The following is a 16,204-nucleotide window of genomic DNA, read 5'->3' on the forward strand; positions in this document are numbered from 1 at the left end:
AATCTTATACACGTGCAGCTGCTGGAGTTTCATTCGCTGCTGTCAATGTTGATGTACATGCTCGAATCCAAAACTCACCAGCGCCATCACCAGCACCCCCACGACCAGCACGCCGAGGTTGCCCCACCGGCCATGACGGGAATGGAACGCCTCGGGCAGGAGGTCGCCGGTGGCGACATAGAGGAATGTGCCTGTCATGACCCCGGCGAGGATAGCAAAAAGAGGGTCGGAGGCACTGGAGAGCATTGGCTCAAACAAGAGCGCGCCGATCATCGGCATAGCTGAAAACAATAATACCAGCCAGATGAGCTTGCCACGACCGAATTTCCCAAGGGTCAGTAACGATGACACTGAAAACGAGGCCGGTACGTGATGGGCCAGGATAGAAAAAAAGACGATTCTCCCCAAGCGTGGATCGAGGGAGCCGACAGCCAGGCCAAGACCATCGATGATCGAATGGACCGAAAGGCCAGTGAAGGCCGCGATGGAAGTTACCTTGTGACCATAGTCGTAGCCCCCATCGCCCCGGACCATGAGAATTTTCTCGACCGCAAAAATGGCGAGGTAGCCGACAAGGATGGCGACCCCGACCGCCCGGTTGTTTTCATGCGACATCGCTTCGGGAAGAAGCTCAAAAAAGACCGCGCCGAGGAATATCCCGGCTCCGAAAGAGATGAACATGTGGAGGAGGCGGTCCGACCAGCTTCGCGCGCATGCCACCAGCCCCGCCAAAAATGCGGCAGCCGTAATGGTTAGACAGTACGTGAGGAGCTGACTGCTCATGGGTGAGGCAATAGAAGACCAGGAACTCGGCACTGTCAAGCGAATTTGTGGTGGGACAACGACACATAGAAAACGGGGATGTCGTAAGGACAACATCCCCGGAAATCTCGTGGCTGCAACTGTCCAGTGCCCGGACTGCACTGGCACACCCTTGCGCCGGGCGTGCAAAACATCTAAACGGCAGCCCTGTCCTGCATTCTGGAGTTGATCAGCACGTACTGACCTTTGAGTATATTACCGACCACTTGAGCAAACCGGCTGGTGGATAACGCTTGCAGGCTGTAAGAGTGCCAGCAATCTTTCGATCCAGTTGCAGCGAACTTCTCGGCCTCTTTTCTCTTTGGCATCAAAAACTCCCTAAATGCTTTTCCCCTCTATCTTTCTTTCGTGAAGTAGTTACCAAGCAATATATCAGATAGCAGTGGCATTAGGGATATGCGCTTCTGTGGACTTCTCACCTCCTTCAAACGTTTGGCCGGATTAAATGTGCTGTCGTGTGCGATGGAGCAGCACCGGCCCAGCACCACTCACTCAATAGATAGAGGTTTGACATACACCTACCGAACCATTAGTGCCTGCAACCTCTTTATAGCTCTCTGCTTATAAATATTGACGACCTGCTGTGTGATCCCGAGCGCTACAGCGATCTCCCGCTCTTTTTTGCCGGACAGATACTGCTTAATCACCTGCCGTTGCCGAACTGACAGGGAGTGGCTAATATGCCAGGCTAACCTGCCGCGAAACTGATCGAGCATTGGGCCCCGCTTGACCTCGGATTCAGCACCATGGTACGCAGATTGTTCATTGGCAAACGACTCAAGAAACAGCCGGTCGACCAGAACTTCGGCAAATTCAAACTCTTTTCGTGGCGTCATGGCCCCGCAACCGGTCTTAGTTTGTCAGCTTAACGGCCTGACAGATCTTGTCCAGCTCGTTCATCGTAATGGCGAATTTCCTCGTGGTCTCATCACGTACTTCATTCACCGCCACCCGCTTTTCATATTCGGAGAGGTCGGCCGGAAGTTCCTTAATCCGGCGACGGTAGTAGGAAAGGATCTGTTCGTGTTTCTGGGACAAGCCGGTACTGTCCTTCTGGGCCTTTATCCCGGGCTTGGATGACTGCACGGCGCGCTTTCGGTCGGCCAACCGTTTGATCTCCTGATCCTTCGACGCCACAACCTGTCCCATGGAATCAACCACTGCCTGGTAACCGGATTCAAGACGGTGCAGCGAGTCGGTCAATTGGGCCTCTCTCATCGCCAGAGCGCTGCCGAGGGAGTCGCTTCGTTTCTGGTACACGCTGAGCGCCTCTTTTCCTTCAGTCACTCCCTTGCTAAATTGGTCGGAGAGTTCCCCTTGATGCCTGGATGTCCGGTAGTACGCAATAGCCACAACTATGGCCAATAGAAGGAATGCGAGCAGTGCTTTTTTCATGTGGGTACGGTGCCTATGGAGGCGATTGTACTGAGGCTACGGAATGCCGTCAAGTTTGAACTGAACGCAAATCCGGCACGTCCAACACCCGTCCGAAATAGTACCCCAAGATCGCATAGGTACATAACATATTATGCCTCAATGCGTTACAAGCCTGAAGACCGACCGCGCTTCAGTCGTCTACTTTTTCTTGTACCCTTCCGGAATCTCGAATGAGGCCTGAGAAACCGGGGTGACGCCGACCTCAGTCACCGTGTTCGTGATGTGAAAGAGGTACTGGGGGGCATCTTGCTTAGCCGACTCCGTATTGTCATCATCCCCTTTCTTGACTTTCTTCTTGCCGAAAAGGCCTTTTAGTGCTTTGGATGCGACTGCCTTGCTGTCGGTTTCTTCTTCCGAGGATTCTTCGGCCGACTCAGCTTCCCCTTCAGCCACCGTTTGACGGCGTTCGGCGTTCTGTGTAGCGGCCGCAAGGCTGTCCCCGGCCGGAACTGCCGTCATCGTGGTCATGAGCGGGATACCCTCAAGGTCCCCCATTCTTTTCCAAATGTCCTTGTCGTTGGCCCCGAGCGAGGCCAGAGCCTTTCCGAAATTCTGGTTCGGCCCAAGGATGCCCAGTTTCTCCGCAAGCCGTTTCTGGAAGTCCACGTACTCGGTCATACCGGGGACATCCTTGCTCAGCCACATATCGAGATTCACCTTAAATTCTCCGGATTCACCGGATTCGGAATCCTTTCCTTTGAAGATGATCGTTACCAGTACCTGTTCGGCGTTGTACCCGGCGATCTGCTGGGTCTTGCCGGTCCGGTCGATCTTGACCTCCGTAGAAACATCGAGAGAGTCGTCTGCTTGTTGCTTCTTGTTCTCACCGGCTTTTCCCAGGCTTTGCTCCGCCTGCGCTCGAAAGTCCGCGAAGGTCAACTCCGTGTATTCTTTGTCTTTGGGTGTGAGCTGCCAGAAAAGCTCTTTGTCGAGCCGGGTGATCTGCACCGTTTCCTGCGGTTTGCCGGCGCCAAGCATTTTCATCGTCTTGCTGGTGGACTTCATGGATGATTCCTCGCGGGACATATCCCCGGAGATGATCATCTGCTGCGTCCCCTGCATATTCAAGAGCCCTATCGCCCCTTTGCTCTCAACTGTTGATTTAATCGTCAGGTCACCGGCCGATGCGGAAAGACACAGAGCGACCATCAACGAAAGCGTGAGAAGACTCCTTTGCATACCATTCCTCCAATACTATTGACATTGGAACATGAACTGTATCACTCGTGTGAACGAAAGCTGAGCCAGGACACGACGTTTGTCCAGAAAAAAGATATCAGAGTCCTGATTCTACTTCTTGAGACGGAGCATCAGAAACACCCACGGGCGCAGCATTGACCACCAGCCGACAAGCGGCTTGATCTTTGAGTAGTTCTGGTCCCCTTTGGGATAGACCATAGAGACCGGAACCTCGACAAATCGATAGCCGCCGGTCAAAACTTTGTAGTGCAGATAGTATTCCAATTCGTAGCGATTGAGCCAATCTTGATTGAGGTCGATCGAAGGATTATCAAAGATACCGAGTCGGTAGGCGCGGAAGCCGCAGGTGACATCGGTGTTTCTAACTCGCAGCATGACATTCACGATTAAGGTGAACAACTTGATCGCCACTCTTCTAAAGAGCGGGAGGTTCGGCGACTGCCCCCCGTGCAAGTTGCGCGAGCCCTGTACATAATCGGCCCGATCTTCGAGTAAGGGAGTTACCAATCGCGGAATCTCTTCGGGCAGCATTTTCCCATTGCCGGCCATGATAACGATTATCCCATAGTTGTTTGCCCGGCCATATGCGATGGCATCGCGGAGACTGGCTCCGACACCGAGATTCTCAACGTGTCGTATTATGGTGTGTCCACGGGATTCGATCAGGTCTGAAGAACCATCGGAAGAGCCGTCATCGACGAAAAGCAGATCATAGTTTCGGTCTGAAGGAAACCGATCCATGAGCGCCGCCAGTTTCTCCCCCTCATTGAAGGTAACGACAGCGACCAGGATTTTTTGGTTCAAGCAGCCGCTCCGCTATTTCGATGTGACCACGAGGCCATCGCTCAGTCGGTACGAAAGACCGCAGCGACAGCGTGCGACTCTTGACCCGCCCGATTCTTCGTCAAAAATCAGCCGTTCCGTGCATTTGCAGATATAGGCAACGAACCTGGCCGGGTTCCCGAACCAGAGGCTGAAATCGGGCACGTCCCTGGTGACCACCGCACCAGCACCGATCATAGCCCACCGGCCGATGGTGTGCCCGGCAACGACGACAGCGTTGGCGCCGATGGTGCAGCCTTCTCTCAGCAGCGTACGGTCGACCTGGTCGTGGTACACCTTGCTGCGGGGATAGATGTCATTGGTGAAAACGGCGTTCGGACCGATGAAGACGTTATCCTCGATAGTCATGCCATCCCACAATGACACGCCGTTCTTGACCGTAACGCGATTCCCAATGGTAACCCTGCTTTCTACAAAACAGTGGTCGCAGATATTGCAGTCCTCGCCGATGACGACATCTTTCTGGACATTCGCGAACGCCCATACGCGACTCCCCTTGCCGATCCGGTCGGTGGCCACAAGAGCGTTAGGATGGACAAAGTACAGGCGGTCGTTCATACGATCACAGCTCCACCACCTGGCCGTTGTTCCGAATGGAACGATTGGCGGCCTCAAGAATCCGCACAACCTGAAGCCCGGCCTGGCCATCGGTGAGCGGCTTTCGCCCATCCTGTATGGCGCGACAGAACTCAAGACTCACCTTCTTCAACGCTTCGGTCAGATCGATCTTTGGCGCCAGCATATCGCCAGTCCGGTACTGCACCAGCATATGGTAGATCTGGTCACGGTCGGTGATGAATTCGACACCGCTGTCGTAGATCTTGACCTTCTCCGATGGCTCCATGTCATCGTAGATGATCATTTTCTTCGAACCGGAAACCAGCGTCCGGCGGACCTTCACCGGCGCCAGCCAGTTCACGTGGATATGGCCAAGCAGATTGTTGTCATAATAGGTTGAGATGTACGCGATATTCTCGACACTGTTGGGAAAATGGGCTACCCCTGTGGCGGAAACCGCCAGAGGCGGTCGGCCCAGCAAAAAATCCATGATGGAGACATCGTGCGGCGCCAGATCCCAGATCACGTTAACGTCGTGCTGAAACAGCCCGAGGTTGACGCGCACTGAATCGAAATAGTACAAGTCGCCAAGATGGCCGGCGTCGATGTATCGCTTGATACTTTCGACCGCCCCGGTATAAATGAACGTATGGTCCACCATTAGGCGGAGATTCTTCGCCTGGGCGAGGTCGATCAACTGGCGCGCTTCGTCAGACGTAGCCGTAAAGGGCTTTTCCAAAAGTACGTGTTTGCCGTTTTCGAGCGCTTGTCTGCCGAGAGCGAAATGAGTCGAGACGGGCGTGCAGATTACCACGGCATCCACGAGCGGCGATGAGAGCACCTCGGCCGCTCGAGTGGTGTACAGTTTGACGGCAGGATACTGACGTCTGACAAACTCCAGCCGTTCCGGGCGAAGGTCACTGACTGCGGCCACTTCGACATCGGGTAAAGCGGCAAAATTGCGGACCATGTTGGGGCCCCAGTAGCCGCACCCGATCACACCTATTCTCATACACGTTGTCCTTTACACCACGTATTAGTAGACGGCCAGACTGCTGTCGCTTCGGAAATGCATCAGGAGTATGTGAAACCGACCTGTCTGCAAGCCCGGTGCATCCGACAAGTCACCGCCACTGTTTTCCGCGCCACTATTGGGGCCAATATAATAGGAAATCGCCGAATCTGACATGAAATCTGCCCGCAGTCGAAGGCGCGGATCATCGGCGCACACCCATCGCTCGAGACTGGTGTAACGCATGGATGGAATGAAGGCATCGCGACCCGAATCTCTGGTGGCGTACACAGTCACGCTGTTTGCGCCGAGACTGTCGGCGAGCGGGCTGATGCTCACATCAAGGTACCCCGCTTTCGCCACTTGTTCGGCGATCAGCGTCCGGTCGACTGAAATGTATGCGTACTGGCGTATCTCGTTCCGGGCGATATCGGCCAGTTTCATCACGTAATCATAGTTAGTTTTGACATAGCTCTGTTCGAACGGAGGCTTTTCGGCAACCTGAAACTCATGAGCAAACTCGCCGATCCTGAGCGAATATGCGCCGCTCATGGTCCGATTGCTGGTCATGTCGAGGACTATGCCAAGGGGATCGCCCGCTTTGATGGCGTCGAGATCGGAGATATACAGTCTGGTCCCGGCACGATGGTCGGGTGAGTTGAGTCGGCACGAAAACTCGCTCCAGTTGTCTCTTGAGATCGCCCGGGCGAACATCGGGACGGCAAGGAACCCTGCCACTGTCAATATCAGCACCATGCTCCGCCAGCGTGGCTCTCCTTTGAACAACTGCGTCGACAATAGCGCCAGGCCACTCATCAACAATCCAGTCTTGACGACGAGCATGAGTACAACCCACCCGTGAGTGAGCGCGACGATACCAATGCTTTCCGGCCATTGGTAGTCCAGTATCCACGCGGCCGCCAAGACAACAACACCGAGGACGACCGGTTTCCTGATGGATGAACCGTGAAGAACTGCGGCGCCAACCGTTACGAAAGCGTACGCGGCTGAAATCAGCACCAAGGGAAGGGCATTGAAACTGTATCGCGATACCGAATGATAGATAAGATGGATGGCCGTGTAATATCCTGCTATCAGGAGACTCCAGCTTCCCAGGTGAGGTGACCGTACGGCCAGAAGGATCATCCCGAACAAACCGGCTACCACCAGTATCAAGTGGAAAGACTCGTCAAACCGATACGGTGTGATGAAACTCTTGCGGAAGTCGTTGTACGGCCGACCCCACAAGCGGTCGAATTTTTTGATGAACAAACCTGCATACTCAAGGGGACTTTGCATTATGTCCGAGTAGATGCCCCGGCTCCAAAAATTGGCCGAGACGATATCCAGATCGTAGCCCTCGTAGAGGACGGACGAAGATGACCGGAGTCCCGATTCCTGATACATGGGGTCCCTCAGTGACAACTGACCATATTTGATGGCGCCGACTGTCAACCAGGCAGCAAATACCACGGCGACCGGAGCCACGAACCAGCTCAATCGCCGGAGTTGGTCCTTCGTACGGAGTTGTGATGGATGATTGACTACAATTCCGATTGCCAACGGAATGACAAGCAACATGGCGGTTGGTTTGTTCAAAACCAGGACCGCGACGAGTGAACCCGCGCCCAGATACATGCTGCGCGAGTCATTTTCCAATGCCCTTAGCACCAGTGCGATTGCCGCCAGGAGCAGAAAGCTGGTAGAACTTTCCAACAACAGCATGGTACTGGTCTGGATGAACGGAAAATAGAGGGCGTAGAACAGCCCGGCCACGAACGCCGCAGCAGTTCCGACCAATCGGCGGGCGATCAGGATCACCAGAAGCGTCGAGACGATATCAAGCAAGACGCCAAACAGCCGAGCGACGGTGAGGTCTCCGACCGGCGACACGACGAATAGAATCGCCAGCACGGAGGGATAGAGCGGCCCACCCACCATGATGTCATCGCGTGCTTCGCTAAGCGTGTGCGGCTTGTACGGCAACCAGTGGATTCTCTCCCCCTCAAGGTACTTATCGACATAATACTGTAGATTCGCTCGATCCTGGTTCTCATCATCAGGTGCGGGCCGGACAGAACGGTCAAGATAGGAAATGACCCCAAGCGCCGCAGCAGCGTAGCGTCGGGCGTCGAATATGACCGGCACGACATCGCCGAAAGTCAGAAAGCCCACGCGAAGGAGCGCCGACGCTACCACGACGGCAATGGTCAACTGCCGAAAGCGCCGATTATCGATCATGCTTCCTCACCTCAAAAGCTCTGCAGGCGACGCCTCGGATGCACCGGAGGATCAGTCGGTCTTCTCGACCGCCTCGGCCTCCAGGCGCTTCAACGACAGATGCTCTTTCTTGAGATAGTAGAACCCCATCAGCGTAATGGGGATGTACTGCGCGGCGTGAAGCACCAGCGCAAACGAGAGCGCCTGCTCCTTGGCGATGCCGTAGCTGGCCAGTGTCCAGACGGTTCCGTAGTGGTAGACACCCACGTATCCGGGAGATGATGGTATGAGGATCGAGATCGACACCACGACCAGCAGCACGAACGAGGCGGTCAGCGGCAGGTCGAACCCGAAGGCCAGGAACACGAAATAGTTCGAGAGTCCCATAAACAGCCAGAGGACCACCGTTTGGACAAACACCCAGACAAGCGTCTTGGTGTCCTTGATGAACTCAAGCCCGCGGGAGAATTTCAGGACTGTCCCCTGCACGCTTTGGCGGACCCGTTCCGGGGCGAAAAAAAGCAGTTTGGCGATGACCTTACCTGAAGCTGCCGGTCGCAGGGCGAGAATGATGACGAAGATCACGCCGACCAGGGCAATGAGGACCGCCAGGAGTGTCCCCTGTTTCATGTCGTCATGCAGCGCCATATGTGACGACGCCACCACCGCGCCGAAAATGAAGAGCAGCACCACCAGATCGAACACCATCCGCTCGATGAAAATGGTCCCCAGCGAGGCCGACTTGGTAACCCCGGGGTCTTGATAGGAGAGCGAATAGGCACGCACGAATTCGCCGAGACGAAGCGGCAAGACGTTATTGGCCATGAAGCCAATGCAAGTGGCAGCAAGCAGCTTGGGATAGGTGACGGCCTTGATCGGGGCGAGCATGAACCGCCAGCGATAGGCACGCTGGTGCATGGCAAAGACGACAAAAAACAGATTCGGCAGCAACCACCAGTAGTTTGCCTCCTTGAGGGCGGTCACAAGCTCCGAGAAATCGACATTTCGGAACAGCGCCCACAACAACACCAGTGAAATGCCCACGCCGACCACAAGATAGAGGAGGCGCTTCTGCTGCATCGTCACAATGGTCTCTCCGCTACCTGTTTCAACAGTTCATCGAATTTGCGCGCGGCAACATCCCAATTAAACCGTTCGGCCCAGGAGAGCGCCCCCTGCTCCAGTTGCATTCGCAGTTGCTCGTCTTTGAGAATCCGCAGCAATTTGTCCGCCAGTTCGGCCAGGTTGCCGTGTTCGTACAAGAACCCGGACTGACGATCGCGGACCGAGTCGCGCAGACCAGGGGCGTTGGCAGCCACGACAGTTGTGCCCACCGAGTTCGCCTCGATATTTGTCAGTCCCCATCCTTCCTTGAGCGAGGGGAGCACTGCCACATGAGCGCGGCGCATTCGCATCACTTTGTCCGCCTGCGGCACAAAACCGGTGAATTCCACGCTATTGGCAAGGCCGAGTTTGCCGGCCAGTTCCCGCAAGTACGGCAGATAGTCTCCGTCGCCAACGATCATCAGGCGCGCGTCGGGCAGCTCTTCAATAACGCGCTGGAACGCCAGTATCAAATGATGAATGCACTTGTACTTCTTGATCCTCCCCAGGTACAGGACAGTCGGTCGATCGTACTTGGTTACCGAGGGATCATGGGCGTAGAGTCTCCGGTCGATCCCGCAATGGATGATCGAGACATCACTGCGTGGGATCCCTCGGGCGACGATATCGTCGGCGGTAGATTCGGAAATGACGTTAAACGCCCTTCCCCGGTACACCGACACGAGCGGTCGCTCGGCCAGGTAGATGTAACTGCCGAGAAGAAAATTGATCTCTTGAAACACGGTGGTGGCGAACAAATGCGGTATCACAACTAACGTCTTCAGGTTCAAATAGAGCGGCGTGTAGAAAGGGATCTTGTTGATATCTTCGATCAAAAGGTCAAACGGCCGGCTGCGTGCCAGCCGCCTCAGATGTAACGGCGCGATCAGGTTGAAATCGTACCGGTTACCGCGCCGGATGATCTTCACGCCCTCGACTGTTTCCTCGGGGAGACCGCCGGGGAAATTGGAGCAAAATAGAGTCACGTCGTGGCCATAGGTCACCAGACGCCGCAGCAGTTCTTCAAGGTGCACTTCCGCGCCGCCGGCGAACGGATTCTTGAGGTCGTTCCAGTTGAGAGCCAGTAGTTTCATTTGGGCTGAGCTGACGGAGTTGGGGCGGCGCCGCTCATCTGTTTGACGAGGTCGTCACGCAGACGGCGGACATCCTGGTCCGATGGATCCGAGTTGAGCCACATATCCAGAAGTGTCTTTAGACTCGGGTATTGATTGGTTTCCACATACAGTCGTGCGAGTTCCTCGAAAGCCGGGCGGTAGGTCGGGTTCTGCGTCAACACCTGGGTCAGCAACTGCTCTGCCTCCAGAGGTGCGCCAGCTTTCCGCTTGATCCGTGCCAACATAGTGCTAAGCCACTTGCGGTCCCCTTCGGTAGTTCGGTCCATGAGATCGGCCAGCGGACCGGCTTTCCCCTGCTCGGCATATACGGTGGCCAGGAAGTTGATCAGATCGCCCGAATATGGGATGGCCGCCAGCGCGTAGGCAGCCAGCCGCTCGGCATCGTCAAAACGCCTCGCCCGCCGAAGCGTGTCACCGACCACCACAAAACTCTGGCCGTAATTGACTGACAGTCGCAGCATGTTCTCGTCTTTATACAGGTTGGGGTCGTTCAAACCGCCCAACCGAAACCGCTCCGGATTCATGAGGAACTCCATGGACTCGTCCGTCGCCACATCGCGCCCGTCGGCAGTTTCCTTCCACCGCCATTTCATCCCCACCAACCGCAGGTGCGCATCGGCTGACTCGCCGCGGTGCTTACGGCTGTCTGCCGGTACGGTCACCGAGAAATTTATGGGACGCTTTGCGCGATTATTGTCGATGACGGCATCGACCAGTTGGTCCGATATCTGGAAAACTCTTCCATCCTCAGTTCGGTATGGTTCGATGGCGTCGATCTGGCGGTCGCTCATACCGAGGTCTACCTCCATGTAATCTCGCACCTGCTTCTGATACCATTTCATGCCCGACAGAGACAGGTTGACCACCCGTACGTCCTTGCGGATACGGTGCGCCTCCTGCAACGCCCATAGGGGAAACGTGTCGTTATCGCCGTAGGTGAAGAACACCGCGTTGGTATCCGCGCTCTGGAGAAGATTCCAGGCGTAATTGAAGGCGATCCGGTTCTGTGAGCGGTCACTCTCATGATAGTTGCGTGCCAGCGCATACACAGGCAAGAGGAAAAGTACCAGGCTCGCAGCGATAACCGGGCGGCGAAGATTGAGCGACAATTTGGCGACCGAATCGCGGATGTACTGGATGGTGGAGGTAATGCCGAGGCCGATCGCAAGTCCAAAAAGCAAGAACGCCGGGGTCCAGAAATAATCGCGATCACGTACTTCGATATAGTCCTGACCAGTGACCGGATTCTGTCGGGTCCCGTCCGCAAAGTTCATATACAAGACCAGACCGACCGAACAGACCAGTACCAGCACAGCGAAACCAAGCCCAAGTTGCGAACGAATACGAATCGCCTCCCAGAGACCGAACAGTCCCAATACGAATGCGACAAAAAAGCGCGGGCCATTCAGTCCGTATTGCTCATTGAAGAATCCCCAGAACCCCATCCGTCGATAATTACCGAATTGGTTTTCCCATTCTCCACGGCGGGTGAACATGCGGGAGGTCATAGACTCGGCCCCGTATTGCTTTCGTTCGAGGAAATTGACGAAGGACGCAACATTCTGTGACGGATTGTTTTCGTTGATATACGGGTGCTCCGCCGACCGAATCGGAATATACAGATGGACCGAGAATCCCAGCCAGGCAGCTACGACTATCAAGAGCGCAGTTTTCCACGAACCGTCTCGAAATGCTTTCGCGGCCAGCAGAATTACGCCGACGGCTGCCAGCGAGCCGTACCAGAATGGCCGCTGGCCAATCGCTATTAACGCAACGCCTGCAAGAGCGACCAATATTAGCCATCGAACATACTGTCGCACTGCCAAAGCGAGAACCAGAGTTAACAGAATTGACACGACGCCGAATGCGGTATACCCGCGGACACCAAGCAGCAGAACGCCGGCCATGAGGCCGGTGCCGATGCCAAAAAGCGCTACGACAAGCAGTGACAGCGGTTCGGGTTGGCGAGACTTCGCGCGTGACAAATACCGTCCCAGAAGGACAATTGAGTACAACACCAGTCCGGCCAGGCCGATCAGACCAATAATCGAGGCGACCGGATTCGCAGTTTCAAGCGGTGCACTCATGCCGCTCATGGCGCGCCGGGCAGCGGCAAAGAGGAACTGATACACCGGCAGCATCGCCACCAGAAACCCGCCTCCCACAACCAGGGCAGCCTTGGGTACTTGTTCCAATGAGAAGACATAGAACAGGAACAAAACGAACGCGACGATGACCGGAACATAGTACCCAACTTCGTGGGGCCGCGAAGACAGAGCGAATATCAGGTACAGCTCGAAAAACAAATAGATGGCCGTAACGAACCATACCCATACCGGACTCTCTTTGCGCAGGATAAAGAAAAGAGCACAAAACGGCAGGATCAGAAGCGTAGTCTGGTGTGCGCCGATCCCCAGAAACGCGATGTACAGAACGGCGAGCATGATCCGGTCGGCAGCCGACGACCGTGGTGTCTCGTGATAAATAAGTGTCAGCCAGAACGCTCCCATAAACATCGCCATGGATAATCCATACACTTCGGCTTCGACGGCATTTCCCCATCCTGTCCGACCGAGTGCCAGAAAGAGCGCACCAGCCGCGGCGCCGGCATAGATCATGAAACGAGATAACGTAGAGTTGTCCGAGGCGAACCAGGGGCGCATGATACGGACCCCCGACAGATATCCAAACAGCGCCGCCAGCGTGGAACAGATGACGGACACGAAATTGATCCGCGCCGACGCGTCAGCGAAAAAAGGGAGCATCGCGAACAGGCGTCCGACCAGCACGAACAACGGTGTGCCGGGCGGGTGCGGGATGCCGAGAATGTGACTGACCGCTATGAACTCACCGCAATCCCAGAACGTCACAGTGGCCGCCATCGTGGACAGATAGACGAGAAACACCGTCACCGAAACGCCGGCGGCCACAAGCGCATTGGTCCGGTCCAGATCCTTCAGCCAGTCCCTTAACATAAAGGCAGCTAATATAATGCCCCGAGACCGGATGTCCAGTTTGATTCTGCGCCTGTTACTGAGAGATCGGCATCGCGCCAAGCCAGAAAGCCGAAACCACCTCGAAATGAAGTGCCCCCAAAAATCACTTTGAGTGCGGCGTTTTCTCCATCCCCTTCACAAAGCTGTCAAGAATACCGTTGATGAAAGATGACGATTCACTGGTGGAAAACTTCTTGGCCAGTTCTATCGCTTCGTTGAGCACCACTTTCACGGGAGAGTCAGGCATCTCCTTGAGTTCCACGAGAGCCATGCGGAGGATATTGCGGTCCAGGTCGGCAATCCGGTCTATAGCCCAGTTTTTCGCCAGTGCCTGGATCTGTTCGTCGGCCCACTGCTTGTCGCGGCACGTAAGCAGAAAGAGCGATTGGGCGAACTTCTGGTGTCGGGCAGCCAGCTTGTCGTCGGTGACAACCCTGTCGAGAACGGTGCTCTGATCAAGTTCCTGAACCTCACAGGCATAAAGCCCCTGAAGCACCAGTTCGCGGGCGCGGCGGCGCGGTGTGGTATCCGCCATGTGCTAGCCCAACACCCGATACAGATTGACCATCTCTATCGCCGTCATGGCGGCATCCCAGCCTTTGTTACCGGCTTTCGTCCCCGACCGCTCAATCGCCTGCTCCAGATTGTCAGCCGTGATTATTCCATACACGACAGGAATATTCGCCTCCATACCAAGACGCGCAATCCCTTTCGACGCCTCTGCCGCTATATAGTCGAAGTGCGGTGTGTCGCCACGAATCACGGCGCCGACGCAGAGAACGGCATCGTAGTTGCCGCTCTTGACCATTCTCGATGCCGCAAACGGTATCTCGAACGAGCCGGGAACATGAACAATGGTAATCTGCTTGTCGTCGGCGCCGTGACGGATCAGGCAATCGAGCGCTCCTTCAACCAATTTATCAGTAAAGAAATTGTTGAAGCGGCTCGCCACCAGGCCAAAGCGAAACCCCTTCGCTTCCAGCTTGCCTTCAATTCGCTTCACGTTCACTGTGAACCTCCAGTCTCTCCAAGGGACAGCATATGGCCGAGCTTGTCCCGCTTAGTCTCAAGATAACGATGGTTGTATTTCGAGGGCTCCACCTGAAGCGGAACACGCTCCGTAATTTCCAGTCCATACCCGGTCAATCCGATCACCTTGCGCGGGTTGTTGGTCAACAAGCGAATCGATGTCAAACCCAGATCGACGAGTATCTGCGCTCCGATGCCGTAATCACGCAGGTCGGCGTCGAAACCAAGCTCTTCATTCGCCTGTACCGTATCCCGGCCGGCATCCTGGAGTTTATAGGCGAGAATCTTGTTGGCCAGTCCGATGCCTCTTCCCTCCTGGCGCATATAGAGCACGACGCCGCACCCTTCGGCCTCCACCATTTGCATTGCTCTGTGCAACTGTGGGCCGCAGTCACACCGGTACGACCCGAACACGTCGCCGGTCAGACAGCTCGAGTGAACCCGGACCAGCACGTTTTTCCTGCAGGCAATATCCCCTCTGGTGAGCGCCAGATGGTGGTGATCATCGATATCAGACTGATACAGATGCAGCTTGAACGTCCCATGCTCGGTGGGAAAATCGACCGATGTCACTCGGGTGACCAGTTTTTCGGTTTGGTGACGGTAAGCGATCAGGTCTCGTACGGTAATGAATCTCAGATCGAACTCTTTGGCTATCTGGGCCAGGCGGGGCACCCGCGCCATGGTGCCGTCATCATCCATGATCTCGCAGAGCACTCCGACCGGTTTCAAACCGGCGAGACGAGCCAGATCGACTGCGGCCTCGGTGTGCCCGGCGCGCGAAAGCACACCCCCTTTGAGAGCCTTGATGGGAAAGACGTGTCCAGGGCGACCCAGGTCCTCCGGCTGCGTGTGGTCGTCCGCAAGCGCCTTAATAGTTACCGCCCGGTCGTGCGCCGATATGCCGGTCGTGGTGCCGCGCAAGGCATCGACCGAAACCGTGAACCGTGTCCCGAGCTTGGCGGTGTTCTTCTCCACCATGGGGTGAAGCCCCAGATTCTCGATCCGCTCCTCGGTCATCGGCACGCAGATGAGTCCGCGCCCGTGACGCGCCAGGAAATTGACCGATTCCGACGTGACTTTCTCGGCGGCCATGATCAGGTCCCCTTCGTTCTCGCGGTCTTCATCATCGACCACCACGACGAATTTGCCCCGACGGATATCTTCGATCGCCTCGGGCACGCTGTTGAACTGAATCGTACCCGCCATATCACCACCCACTTTCGCGCAGCTTTTCAAGTGTAATCGCGTTATGCTCATATGAACTACTCAACCGTGAAACATATTTGCCAATGATATCAAATTCCAAGTTGACCCGGTCCCCCCTCGAAAGAACTCCCAGTGTGGTTGCCTTAAGTGTATGCGGTATGAGGTTCACGCTCATTCCGCCCGACCAGGCCTCGTTGACCGTCAGCGACACGCCATGAATGGCGATGGAGCCTTTGGCGACGAGATAGCGGTCGAATTCCGACCGGTAACCGATCTTCAGTTCCAGCGATTCACCGATCGGGAGGATTGACACGATTGTCCCGCAATCATCAATGTGACCAGTTACCAAATGTCCACCCATCCGGCTATCGGCGCGGAGCGCCCGTTCGAGATTCAATCGTGTTCCGGCTCGATAATCCCCGGCCACCGTCCGTGCAAGCGTCTCCTGCGACGCTTCGACTTCGAAACTGTCTCTATCGAACGAAACAACGGTGAGACAGGCGCCATCGCAACAGATCGATTCGCCGATCCTCATGTCCTGTTCTACAAGACGCGAAGCGATAGACAGCACGCGATAATTTCCGTGTGGTCGAACCGACACTACCGTTCCGATATCTTCAACAATGCCCGTGAACATA

The 16,204-nt window shown here is 55.5% G+C and carries 16 protein-coding genes; all 16 read right to left on the reverse strand.

The features are described 5' to 3' along the window. Positions 1-42: 42 nt before the first annotated feature. The 16 genes from AB1644_01750 to AB1644_01825 all read right to left on the reverse strand — a co-directional run bounded on the left by AB1644_01750 (position 43) and on the right by AB1644_01825 (position 16,203). Positions 43-783 carry a ZIP family metal transporter gene (locus tag AB1644_01750; GenBank protein ID MEW6049773.1) on the reverse strand — a complete coding sequence of 247 codons (741 nt, stop codon included), beginning with the start codon at positions 781-783 and terminating at the stop codon, positions 43-45. Positions 784-956: 173 nt separating this feature from the next. Then, the gene (locus AB1644_01755; GenBank protein ID MEW6049774.1) at positions 957-1,130 is read right to left on the reverse strand and encodes a hypothetical protein; all 174 of its coding nucleotides are present in this window, start codon (positions 1,128-1,130) and stop codon (positions 957-959) included. A 210-nt stretch (positions 1,131-1,340) separates the two neighbouring features. Beyond that, positions 1,341-1,658 (reverse strand): LuxR C-terminal-related transcriptional regulator, encoded by a 318-nt coding sequence (locus AB1644_01760; protein MEW6049775.1) that lies wholly within the window; start codon positions 1,656-1,658, stop codon positions 1,341-1,343. Between the two features lie 16 nt (positions 1,659-1,674). Then, positions 1,675-2,217, reverse strand: a complete 543-nt coding sequence (locus AB1644_01765; GenBank protein MEW6049776.1) for a hypothetical protein — start codon at positions 2,215-2,217, stop codon at positions 1,675-1,677. Between the two features lie 180 nt (positions 2,218-2,397). Further along, complete coding sequence (locus tag AB1644_01770; GenBank protein MEW6049777.1) at positions 2,398-3,438, reverse strand: hypothetical protein; 1,041 nt, start codon at positions 3,436-3,438, stop codon at positions 2,398-2,400. Positions 3,439-3,549: 111 nt separating this feature from the next. Further along, positions 3,550-4,263, reverse strand: coding sequence for a glycosyltransferase family 2 protein (locus AB1644_01775; GenBank protein ID MEW6049778.1), 714 nt, complete (start codon positions 4,261-4,263; stop codon positions 3,550-3,552). 12 nt (positions 4,264-4,275) lie between these two features. Continuing rightward, positions 4,276-4,860, reverse strand: coding sequence for an acyltransferase (locus AB1644_01780; protein ID MEW6049779.1), 585 nt, complete (start codon positions 4,858-4,860; stop codon positions 4,276-4,278). 4 nt (positions 4,861-4,864) lie between these two features. Next, a complete protein-coding gene (locus tag AB1644_01785; protein ID MEW6049780.1) occupies positions 4,865-5,872 on the reverse strand; it encodes a Gfo/Idh/MocA family oxidoreductase in 1,008 nt (335 codons plus the stop codon). 24 nt (positions 5,873-5,896) lie between these two features. Next, complete coding sequence (locus tag AB1644_01790) at positions 5,897-8,113, reverse strand: glycosyltransferase family 39 protein (protein MEW6049781.1); 2,217 nt, start codon at positions 8,111-8,113, stop codon at positions 5,897-5,899. Positions 8,114-8,164: 51 nt separating this feature from the next. Then, positions 8,165-9,172, reverse strand: a complete 1,008-nt coding sequence (locus AB1644_01795) for a lysylphosphatidylglycerol synthase transmembrane domain-containing protein (protein MEW6049782.1) — start codon at positions 9,170-9,172, stop codon at positions 8,165-8,167. Positions 9,173-9,174: 2 nt separating this feature from the next. Beyond that, positions 9,175-10,290 (reverse strand): glycosyltransferase family 4 protein, encoded by a 1,116-nt coding sequence (locus tag AB1644_01800; protein ID MEW6049783.1) that lies wholly within the window; start codon positions 10,288-10,290, stop codon positions 9,175-9,177. Next, positions 10,287-13,307: a DUF2723 domain-containing protein gene (locus AB1644_01805; protein ID MEW6049784.1), complete on the reverse strand. Its 3,021-nt coding sequence runs from the start codon at positions 13,305-13,307 to the stop codon at positions 10,287-10,289. Before AB1644_01805 ends, AB1644_01800 begins: the two co-directional genes overlap by 4 nt. 124 nt (positions 13,308-13,431) lie before the next feature. Beyond that, positions 13,432-13,863: a transcription antitermination factor NusB gene (nusB, locus tag AB1644_01810; protein ID MEW6049785.1), complete on the reverse strand. Its 432-nt coding sequence runs from the start codon at positions 13,861-13,863 to the stop codon at positions 13,432-13,434. A 3-nt stretch (positions 13,864-13,866) separates the two neighbouring features. Further along, positions 13,867-14,331 (reverse strand): 6,7-dimethyl-8-ribityllumazine synthase, encoded by a 465-nt coding sequence (gene ribE / locus AB1644_01815; protein MEW6049786.1) that lies wholly within the window; start codon positions 14,329-14,331, stop codon positions 13,867-13,869. Positions 14,332-14,333: 2 nt separating this feature from the next. Beyond that, positions 14,334-15,566, reverse strand: coding sequence for a bifunctional 3,4-dihydroxy-2-butanone-4-phosphate synthase/GTP cyclohydrolase II (locus AB1644_01820; protein ID MEW6049787.1), 1,233 nt, complete (start codon positions 15,564-15,566; stop codon positions 14,334-14,336). 1 nt (position 15,567) lies between these two features. Further along, positions 15,568-16,203 carry a riboflavin synthase gene (locus AB1644_01825; GenBank protein MEW6049788.1) on the reverse strand — a complete coding sequence of 212 codons (636 nt, stop codon included), beginning with the start codon at positions 16,201-16,203 and terminating at the stop codon, positions 15,568-15,570. Position 16,204: the final 1 nt, after the last annotated feature.

Source organism: Candidatus Zixiibacteriota bacterium (assembly GCA_040753875.1).
Lineage (GTDB): Bacteria > Zixibacteria > MSB-5A5 > GN15 > FEB-12 > DATKJY01.

Excerpts from the sequence above, each read along its gene's own strand:
- AB1644_01780 (MEW6049779.1), bottom strand. The coding sequence starts at position 4,860 with ATGAACGACCGCCTGTACTTTGTCCATCCTAACGCTCTTGTGGCCACC.
- AB1644_01770 (MEW6049777.1), bottom strand. The coding sequence starts at position 3,438 with ATGCAAAGGAGTCTTCTCACGCTTTCGTTGATGGTCGCTCTGTGTCTT.
- AB1644_01785 (MEW6049780.1), bottom strand. The coding sequence starts at position 5,872 with ATGAGAATAGGTGTGATCGGGTGCGGCTACTGGGGCCCCAACATGGTC.
- AB1644_01760 (MEW6049775.1), bottom strand. The coding sequence starts at position 1,658 with ATGACGCCACGAAAAGAGTTTGAATTTGCCGAAGTTCTGGTCGACCGG.
- nusB (MEW6049785.1), bottom strand. The coding sequence starts at position 13,863 with ATGGCGGATACCACACCGCGCCGCCGCGCCCGCGAACTGGTGCTTCAG.
- AB1644_01765 (MEW6049776.1), bottom strand. The coding sequence starts at position 2,217 with ATGAAAAAAGCACTGCTCGCATTCCTTCTATTGGCCATAGTTGTGGCT.
- AB1644_01795 (MEW6049782.1), bottom strand. The coding sequence starts at position 9,172 with ATGCAGCAGAAGCGCCTCCTCTATCTTGTGGTCGGCGTGGGCATTTCA.
- AB1644_01800 (MEW6049783.1), bottom strand. The coding sequence starts at position 10,290 with ATGAAACTACTGGCTCTCAACTGGAACGACCTCAAGAATCCGTTCGCC.
- AB1644_01805 (MEW6049784.1), bottom strand. The coding sequence starts at position 13,307 with ATGTTAAGGGACTGGCTGAAGGATCTGGACCGGACCAATGCGCTTGTG.
- AB1644_01755 (MEW6049774.1), bottom strand. The coding sequence starts at position 1,130 with ATGCCAAAGAGAAAAGAGGCCGAGAAGTTCGCTGCAACTGGATCGAAA.
- AB1644_01820 (MEW6049787.1), bottom strand. The coding sequence starts at position 15,566 with ATGGCGGGTACGATTCAGTTCAACAGCGTGCCCGAGGCGATCGAAGAT.
- AB1644_01825 (MEW6049788.1), bottom strand. The coding sequence starts at position 16,203 with ATGTTCACGGGCATTGTTGAAGATATCGGAACGGTAGTGTCGGTTCGA.
- AB1644_01790 (MEW6049781.1), bottom strand. The coding sequence starts at position 8,113 with ATGATCGATAATCGGCGCTTTCGGCAGTTGACCATTGCCGTCGTGGTA.
- AB1644_01750 (MEW6049773.1), bottom strand. The coding sequence starts at position 783 with ATGAGCAGTCAGCTCCTCACGTACTGTCTAACCATTACGGCTGCCGCA.